This is a genomic window from Streptomyces boluensis, from assembly GCF_009908195.1.
GTDB classification, from domain to species: domain Bacteria; phylum Actinomycetota; class Actinomycetes; order Streptomycetales; family Streptomycetaceae; genus Streptomyces; species Streptomyces boluensis.
The window spans coordinates 1-4,739 of the sequence record NZ_JAAAHS010000504.1 but is presented as its reverse complement, the minus strand read 5'-3'; the positions used below and the strand labels follow the sequence as shown (position 1 = coordinate 4,739).

General features: G+C 73.0%; 5 protein-coding genes. 3 read left to right on the top strand and 2 right to left on the bottom strand.

Features of this window, described 5'->3' with window-relative positions; translation table 11 throughout:
- From GUY60_RS34740 to GUY60_RS38370, 3 genes are all read left to right on the top strand, one after another.
- Nucleotides 1-650 (top strand): ATP-binding protein DrrA1-3 family domain-containing protein (locus GUY60_RS34740; protein WP_161705219.1); only part of this gene is annotated, 650 nt, incomplete at its 5' end.
- The gene (locus GUY60_RS34735; protein ID WP_161705217.1) at nt 647-2,263 is read left to right on the top strand and encodes an ABC transporter permease; all 1,617 of its coding nucleotides are present in this window, start codon (nt 647-649) and stop codon (nt 2,261-2,263) included. The genes GUY60_RS34740 and GUY60_RS34735, both read left to right, overlap by 4 nt.
- A gap of 47 nt (nt 2,264-2,310) precedes the next feature.
- Nucleotides 2,311-2,592, top strand: a complete 282-nt coding sequence (locus GUY60_RS38370) for a hypothetical protein (protein ID WP_187370200.1) — start codon at nt 2,311-2,313, stop codon at nt 2,590-2,592.
- A 30-nt stretch (nt 2,593-2,622) separates the two neighbouring features.
- Here the strand turns inward: GUY60_RS38370 and GUY60_RS34725 are convergent, their stop codons facing one another.
- Together GUY60_RS34725 and GUY60_RS34720 are read right to left on the bottom strand one after the other, a co-directional pair.
- The gene (locus GUY60_RS34725; RefSeq protein WP_161705215.1) at nt 2,623-3,312 is read right to left on the bottom strand and encodes a response regulator; all 690 of its coding nucleotides are present in this window, start codon (nt 3,310-3,312) and stop codon (nt 2,623-2,625) included.
- Nucleotides 3,309-4,658, bottom strand: a complete 1,350-nt coding sequence (locus GUY60_RS34720) for a sensor histidine kinase (protein WP_161705213.1) — start codon at nt 4,656-4,658, stop codon at nt 3,309-3,311. Before GUY60_RS34720 ends, GUY60_RS34725 begins: the two co-directional genes overlap by 4 nt.
- Nucleotides 4,659-4,739 lie beyond the last annotated feature (81 nt).

Genomic DNA, 4,739 nt, shown 5'->3' with positions numbered 1-4,739 from the left:
GCGTCAGGCAGGGCGGTGGCGGGAGACGGGCGGGCGGGCTCGACACGGCCCGGCGGGCCGAGCTCATCGAGCGGTTCGAGCTGGACCCCACCAAGAAGGGGCGCACCTACTCCAAGGGCAACCGGCAGAAGGTCGCCCTGGTCGCCGCGTTCGCCTCGGACGTGGACCTGCTGATCCTGGACGAGCCGACCAGCGGACTCGACCCGCTGATGGAGGAGGTCTTCCAGGACTGTGTCGCCCAGGAGCGCGACCGGGGCCGTACGGTCCTGCTGTCCAGCCACATCCTCAGCGAGGTCGAGACGCTCTGCGACCGGGTGTCGATCATCCGCAAGGGCGTGACCGTCGAGACCGGCTCGCTGGCCGAGCTGCGCCACCTGACCCGGACCAGCGTCACCGCCGAACTCGCGGGCCCGCCCGGCGCGTTGGGCACCCTGCCCGGCGTGCACGACCTCGACGTGCGGGACCACCGGGTCACGCTGCAGGTCGACTCGGACAAGCTCGACGCGGTCCTCAGGTCCCTCGCCGAGTCCGGGGTGCGGTCGCTGACCAGCACACCGCCCACCCTGGAGGAGCTGTTCCTGCGGCACTACCAGGACGACGTGCCGGGCGCCCGCAGCGGCGGCCCCACCGAGAAGGCGTTGTCGCGATGACCGCCCTCAGCCCTGTCGCCACCGCCCCGCGCCTCGGCGGCTCGCGTCAACTGGCGGGTACGGGCGCCCTGTTGCGGCTCGCGCTGCGCCGGGACCGGGTCATGGTGCCGCTCTGGGTGCTGCTCGTCGGCGGCACCACCGCGAGCGCCGCGAACACCCTCGGCGAGCTCTACAACACCCCCGCCGAGCGGGCCGGGGTCGTCACCTCGATGACCGCCAACAGCTCGCTGCGCTCCCTGTACGGGCCGGTCTTCAATGACTCCCTCGGGGCGCTTGTCGCCTGGCGGTACCTCGCCTTCATGGCCGCCTTCGCCGCGATCATGAGCCTGATCATCGTGGTCCGGCACACCCGCGAGGAGGAGGAGACGGGCCGTCAGGAGATGCTGTCCGCCGCGATGGTCGGCCGCCGCGCACCGCTCACCGCCGCGCTGCTCGTCGCGCTGATCGCCAACGCCGGTATCGCGCTGCTCGTCGTCCTCGGCCTGGCCGGGGAGGGTACGGGCGGGGCGCTGGCCCTCGGGCTCGGCATCGGCGGGGTCGGCATGGTGTTCGCCACGCTCGCCGCGGTCATGGCCCAACTGACCGAGACCGCACGGCTCGCCAAGGGCGCGGCGGCCGGGGTGCTCGGGCTCGCCTGGGTGCTGAAGGCCGCGGGCGACGCGGCGGAGGCCGACGGTTCGCATGTGCTGACGTGGCTGTCGCCGGTCGGCTGGGCGGAGAACCTGCGGCCGTTCGCCGACGAACGCTGGGCCGTACTGCTGCTCATCGTCGCGGCCGTACTCGTACAGGGCGTGCTCGCGTACGTCCTGACCGGGCGGCGGGACATCGGCATGAGCTTCGTCCCCGCACGGCCGGGACCGGCGAACGGGCGGCTCGCCACGGCAGGGGGTCTCGCGTGGCGGCTGCAACGCGGCAGCCTGCTCGGCTGGGGCATCGGCTTCCTCGTCACGGGCGTGATGTTCGGTTCGATGACCGAGGGCGCCGCCGATCTGGTCGGCGACAACGCCCAGACCAAGGAGATGCTGGCCCGGCTCGGCGGCCAGGCCGGGGTCACGGACGCCTTCCTCGCCGCGATGATCTCGATGCTCGGCATGGTCGCCGCCGTGTACGTGGTGCAGTCCGTGCTGCGCCTCAACGGCGAGGAGACCTCGCAGCGCGGTGAGCCGATCCTCGCGGGCGCGGTGGGGCGGGTGCGCTGGGCGGCCGGTCACCTGGCGATCGCGTTCGGCGGCGCGGCGCTCCTGATGCTGCTCGCCGGGCTCGGCTTCGCCCTCGGCCACGGCAGGCAGACCGGCGCGATCGTGGGCGGCTGCCTCGCCCTTGTCCCGGCGATCTGGCTGATCGGCGCGTTCGCGGTGCTCGTGTACGGGCTGCTGCCGCGGGTCGCGGTGCTCGGCTGGGCGTACGCGGGGGTCTCGCTCGGCCTCGGCTGGCTGGGCGCGGCGTTCGGTCTGCCCGACTGGGCGTTGAAGCTCTCGCCGTTCGAGCACCTGCCGAAGCTGCCGGGCAACGCGATGGAGTGGGGTCCGTTCGCGGCGCTCCTCGCGCTCGCGGTGGCGCTCACCGCGGTGGGCCTGGCCGGGCTTCGCCGCCGGGACATCCAGACCGGCTGAGCGCCGGCGCGCGGCCGGGAACCCCGTGCCCACCCGCCGCGTCCTCCATGACCATGGGGCGAAATGTGGTCATGGGGTGCGGCGGGTGCGGCAGCGCGTTCGTGGGGGCGGTCGGCGCGGTCGTGCTGTGGGCGACCTCCGAGCGGACCCAGGTGCACCTCGGCGGGGCCTTCGAGAGCAACGGCATGGACCTGTCCGTGCTGTGGAAGGAGCTGCCGCTCGTCGCGCTGGCCGGGGCGGCGCTCCCGACCCTGGTGTGGGCGCTGGCCGCCCGGGTACTGAACCGCCGCGCGGCCCGGCGGGCGGCGGAGGACGAGCGCGCGTCCTAGGCCGGGGCGCGGCTCAGGACGGGGCGCGGCTCAGGACGGGGTGACGAGGCGCGCCTCGTACGCGAACACCGCCGCCTGGGTGCGGTCGCGGAGGCCCAACTTCACCAGGATGCGGCTCACATGAGTCTTGATCGTCGACTCGGCGACGAACAGATGCTCGGCGATCTCCGCGTTGGAACGGCCCTGCGCGATCAGCACGAGGACCTCCGTCTCGCGCTCGGTGAGCTCCCCGATCTGCGTGGCGGCCGGGGCCCGGACCACCGCCGTGTCGGCCAGTTTCGCGAACTCGGAGATCAGCCGCCGCGTCACGGTCGGCGCGAGCAGCGCCTCCCCCGACGCCACCACCCGTACGCCGTCCGCGAGTTGGCGGGCCGAGGCGTCCTTCAGGAGGAAGCCGGAGGCGCCGGCTCGCAGCGCCTCGTACACGTACTCGTCGAGGTCGAAGGTGGTCAGGACGAGGACCCGGGTCTCGGTGCCGGAGGCGACGATCTCGCGGGTGGCCTCGATGCCGTTCAGCTCGGGCATACGGATGTCCATGAGGACGATGTCCGGGGCGAGTTCGGCGACCTTCGCGACCGCCTCGCGGCCGTTCACCGCCTCCCCGACGACCTCGATCCCCGACATCGCGCCGAGCAGGACGGAGAAACCCTCGCGGACCATCATCTGGTCGTCCGCGATCAGTACGCGGATGGCCCGGTCGGCGCTCATGTCGGCGCTCATACGGACCGCTCCTCGTCGCTGCCGCGCGCGGGCAGGAACACCGTGACCTCGTACCCGCCGTCGGCGGCCGGGCCCGTCGTCATCTCGCCGTCGAGCATCGCGACCCGCTCCCGCATGCCGGTCAGCCCGTGCCCGGTGCCGGGCGTCGGCTTCTGCAGGCCGGTCGCGGGGCCGTTGACGATGCGCAGGCCGAGCCCGCCGAGCACGTACGACACCTCGACGTCGGCCGTCGCGCCGGGCGCGTGCCGCAGGGCGTTGCTGAGGGCCTCCTGCACGATGCGGTACGCGGACAGCTCGACGCCGGACGGCAGTTCACGGACGGCGCCGGTGACGGTGAGGCCGACGGTCAGGCCGGCCTCGCGGACGTTGGCGACGAGTGCGTCCAGGTCGCCGAGGGTGGGCTGGGGCGCGTCCGGGGCCTCGTAGTCGGCGGAGCGGACCACGCCGAGGACGCGGCGCAGTTCGGTGAGGGCGGCCACCGCGTTCTCCCGGATCGTGGCGAAGGCCTGGGTCAGCTCGGGCGGCGGGTTCTCCACCCGGTAGGGCGCGGCCTCCGCCTGGATGGCGACGACGGACATGTGGTGCGCCACCACGTCGTGCAGCTCGCGGGCGATGGTGGTGCGCTCCTCCAGGAGGGTCCGCCTGGACCGCTCGACGAGGGTCACTTCCTCTTTGGCGACGACCTCACGCTCCTTCGCGTGCACCTCGTGCCGCGCCGACGACCAGCCGCGTACGGAGGCGGCGACGGCGAGGAACAGGCCGGACGCGACGGCCGTGACGAGCGTCGGACCCGATTCGCCGATCAGCAGCCCGAACGCGACGGAGAACGCGAAGGTGAGCACCCACAGCTCCAGGGCCACCCGCGGCCGGGACCGGCTCGTCACGAACACGATCACGAAGAGGTGCGCCAGCAACCCGGGCACCGTCCACGGGAAGATCATGTCGCGGGTGAGCGGCACCGTCAGCACCGTCACCGCGAACGACAGCCAGAGCGCGGCGACCGGCCGGAACAGCGTCATCAGCACCGGGGCCAGGGCGACAAGACCGATGAGAACGCCCTCGGTGAACTCCTGGGCCGGCATCCAGGCCCCGCCGAGAAACACGATCACCGCGACCAGGCCGACCCCGACGTGCGGCAGCCAACGCGCGGAGCGGCGCCGGGACTTCGGTATCACCCGCAGCAGCCGCGAGGCACCGTCCCCCTCGACGACGAGCGGCTCCAACGGCCGGAACGCGAACGCCCCGGTGAACAGGTCGCTGCGGAACGCTTGCAGAGTGGCACGGATGAGGCTGGCCTCGGTGCGGGGCGGGGATGTGGACTGCGTCTGGGTCTTGGTCTGGGTCACGCTCTGAACGGTAGGCGGGCCCGGCTCACCTGGTCGTCCCCTGCACAGCGGATCTCCGGGGGTCCGCCTTAGGGACTACGG